This is a genomic window from Gelidibacter sp., from assembly GCF_039916245.1.
In the GTDB taxonomy this organism is placed as follows: Bacteria; Bacteroidota; Bacteroidia; order Flavobacteriales; family Flavobacteriaceae; genus Gelidibacter.
Map to the genome: position 1 here is coordinate 1 of NZ_JBDSLS010000145.1, position 3,400 is coordinate 3,400.

3 protein-coding genes are annotated in these 3,400 nt (G+C 35.9%); all 3 read right to left on the reverse strand.

The features are described 5' to 3' along the window. Window positions 1-21: 21 nt before the first annotated feature. Entirely contained in the window at window positions 22-1,020 is a 999-nt protein-coding gene (locus ABIQ28_RS07605) for an NADP-dependent oxidoreductase (RefSeq protein ID WP_348036288.1), read from the reverse strand. A 735-nt stretch (window positions 1,021-1,755) separates the two neighbouring features. After that, window positions 1,756-2,400 carry a thiamine phosphate synthase gene (locus tag ABIQ28_RS07610; RefSeq protein ID WP_348036289.1) on the reverse strand — a complete coding sequence of 215 codons (645 nt, stop codon included), beginning with the start codon at window positions 2,398-2,400 and terminating at the stop codon, window positions 1,756-1,758. Window positions 2,401-2,800: 400 nt separating this feature from the next. Next, window positions 2,801-3,400 (reverse strand): DUF4251 domain-containing protein (locus ABIQ28_RS07615; protein ID WP_348036290.1); only part of this gene is annotated, 600 nt, incomplete at its 5' end.

The window sequence follows — 3,400 nt, forward strand, 5'->3', positions numbered from 1 at the left end:
CATGTCTTTTCTTTTTTAAAATTAAATTTTTACAATCATTTTTCCTTTGTTTTTCCCTTCAAATAAATCAAGAAACGCTTTTGGGATATTATCAAAACCTTCAACAATGGTTTCAGTGTAGGTCAATTTACCTTCTGCTAACCAGTTGGTTAAATGTTCCATGGCTTCAGGAAATTTATCGGCATAATTGGAGACGATAAAGCCTTGCATCAACGCGCTGTTTTTCACTAGAAAAGGTTGTACGCCCAAACCTTTTGGTAATTCTGTATTATTATATACTGATATGGCGCCGCAGATGATCATTCTAGCAAATTTATTGATGTTAAATAATACGGCATCAGAGATCGGTCCGCCAACGTTATCATAATAAATGTCCACGCCGTTTGGTGCCGCTTTGGCAATATCGGCGCTGATATTTTTACTGGTATTGTAATTAATTGCTTCATCAAATCCGAATTTGGATTTTAACAGGGCCACTTTTTCGTCTGATCCGGCAATCCCAATCACTCTAAGTCCAAGGATTTTCCCGATTTGTCCAACCACAGATCCTACCGCACCAGCAGCTCCAGATACCACAAGGGTTTTTCCTGCGACGGGTTTACCGATTTGCGTCAATCCACAGTATGCGGTTAAACCTGTCATTCCTAAAATGCCTAAATACGCACTTAAAGAAGCCTTTTCCGGATCGACTTTTAATAAGCCATCACCGTTTGATTTTTGCTTTGTTTTCCAATCTAACATGCCAGAAACAAAATCGCCTTCTTTAAATTTTTCGTTTTTAGAGGCAATGACTTTAGCAATAACGCCAGACGTTATGGGCTTATGGAGTTCAAAAGGAGGGACATATGATTTGGCATCGCTCATGCGCCCTCTTAGATATGGATCTACAGAAACATAGGCTGTTTCTAAAAGAAGTTCGCCTGGATTTATGGTAAGATTCAAATCTTCGGTTATAAATTCGAAATCTGAAAGGCTTGGTTTTCCCTTAGGTCTGTTTTTTAGCACAATGGACTTTATCATAATTTTTAAGTATTATATGAATTCATAATATATAGGTTTTATAGAATTCCAACAGATTAATGGCGTTCGAATAGATCTGATATTTCTAAATGAAAGAAACTTCGTTTTTTAGAAAAACTCTATCCTAAAGATACGAAAGAATGGAGGTTCATTCTTTTTTTTTAAGAGCGATTTATAAATCGAGTGTTTACGAAAAGATTGCGAACGCTTAGTTATAAAATTATTGCTTGATCTCTTGCGAATATGTCAAATGACTATTCAATACTAAAGTAGAAGTGATTTATATTTAAGTGTAGGAGGGAAGCTGTATGTACAGAACGCAGATGACGCTGATCTTTGCTGATTTTCGCTGATGATTTAAGCTTATTCACGAATTATCTTAAATATTTAGATTCATCAAACCTTTCCGAGAGAAACTATAGAACGCAGACCTGCCCGTCAGTTCAGGCGAGTGACACTGATTTCCTGCTGACTTTTCACTGATGTTTTTAGCTTATATAACAAGTATCTCAAATATTAGAGCTATGCGTTTCTGGGTTTTTGCGAGATAAACTATAGAACGCAGACCTGCCCGTCAGTTCAGGCAAGTGACACTGATTTTCTGCTGACTTTTCACTGATGTTTTTAGCTTATTGACAAATCATTTTTTTAATATTTGACTCATCAAAACTTTGCGTCTCCGCGTCTCTGCGAGAGAAACTTGCGTTCTTAATACTTAACTCTCAATACTTATTACTACTCAAACGTATGTCTTTTCTCTTCTGTAGAAGATGCGTTTAGCAGTTGATTAAATAGTTTTATACTATTAAAATCGCGTGTAATCGCTCCAGAAACGGCTAATCCCGAAATACCTGTCGCTAAGATGTCTTTAACATCATCTGTAGTAATGCCGCCAACGCCAATAATTGGTGTTTTGGTATCTAAAACGTCCATAATAGCAGAATACCCCGATAAACCTAAAATGGTTGGCAAATGCTCTTTGGTTGCGGTAAATCTGAAAGGACCCAATCCAATATAATCAACGTCTTTACTGATCAATGTTTCGCAATCTTGCAAGGTGTTTGCGGTGCCACCGATCATTTGCCAAGAGAATAAATAATCTCTAACAACGGTAGGGCAAACTTCTGATGCTTCTAAATGGACACCATCGGCTTTAACTGTTTTTGCTATTTTGTAATTATCGTTTATGATTAAACGCGTTTGAAAATGTGAGGTAATTTCCCGAGCTTCTTCAGCAAGTTTTAAATATTTTTTGTCTGAAACATTTTTCAAACGCAATTGCACTAATTCTGCACCAGAAGAACATGCTTTTTGGATGTTTTCCAAATGTTCTTTTGGAGAATTTCCTTGAGATATATAATGGAGTTTAGGGATGATCATTTGTTAGATTTGTTTTTTTTTATTATTAAATCGGTTTTAAGACGAAATATATAATTTTAGATGCAAAGATACAGTTTTGAGCATGCTCTGAGAATCGCTTATTTGAAAATTTATGGACAATAGTTCAGAATATGGACCTTATGAAACGCACTTAATTTTCGTAACGGTTTAGAAGCATCGCTGTAATTTAAACTTTAGAAGAGATAGTCTTAGTATTATTCTATAGCTGTGATACCGTAAAGAATCTTGTACATAATGTTTTTTGGAATGACAGTCATGGTATTGCAATAAACATGATTATTGAACATTTCGCTGAAAAACCCTATTCCACAAATCGTCAAATTTTGTTCTATAATTTATATTATGTAAAATAGAATATTGTGGAAAGGCCAAATATCCTCTATTTCTGATCCTGTTCCAGTTTACTAACACGACCCATGTATTCGATTGGAGTTCGCGTTGTGGATTGCACTCGAATCTCGCTTCTGTAATTTGGATATAATGTAATCATGATGGTATACAAGTCATTATTGCGATATTGGTCGTTAATTTTGAAAGAGATATCTACTGCATGCTTTTTGCCGTTCTGAACTACCTGATAATCTTTTGGAATATTATTAAATTCTATTCCAGTATGATTCCCACCATAGGGACCGCCGCCAAAGGTTTGTTCTCCAAAATATGGTAAATAGCCTCGAATGCTATCGCCTTTGATCGTCAGCTTATTGGAGTTTGATGTAATATCGATGTTGCTTGCGTTATTTCCGGGACCTAATATTCTGGAATTGGCCACTTTACTGAATGCCACTGTAGCCATTGGAATCGCACTTGTTGAAACAATCTCCAAGGATTTTGAAGCTACCAATTCCTGTAAATTCTGATAGTCTTGGTTATCTTGTTCTGTGAATTGCCTGTTCGAGCCACAGCCCAAAAGCACTGCAAATAGTCCACTAAATAATACGAATCGTTTCATAACCATTAAGTTAATAAATTTGATTGA

Bases quoted from the DNA above. Each gene is read 5' to 3' on its own strand.
- ABIQ28_RS07605 (WP_348036288.1), bottom strand. From the start codon at position 1,020: ATGATAAAGTCCATTGTGCTAAAAAACAGACCTAAGGGAAAACCAAGC.
- ABIQ28_RS07610 (WP_348036289.1), bottom strand. From the start codon at position 2,400: ATGATCATCCCTAAACTCCATTATATATCTCAAGGAAATTCTCCAAAA.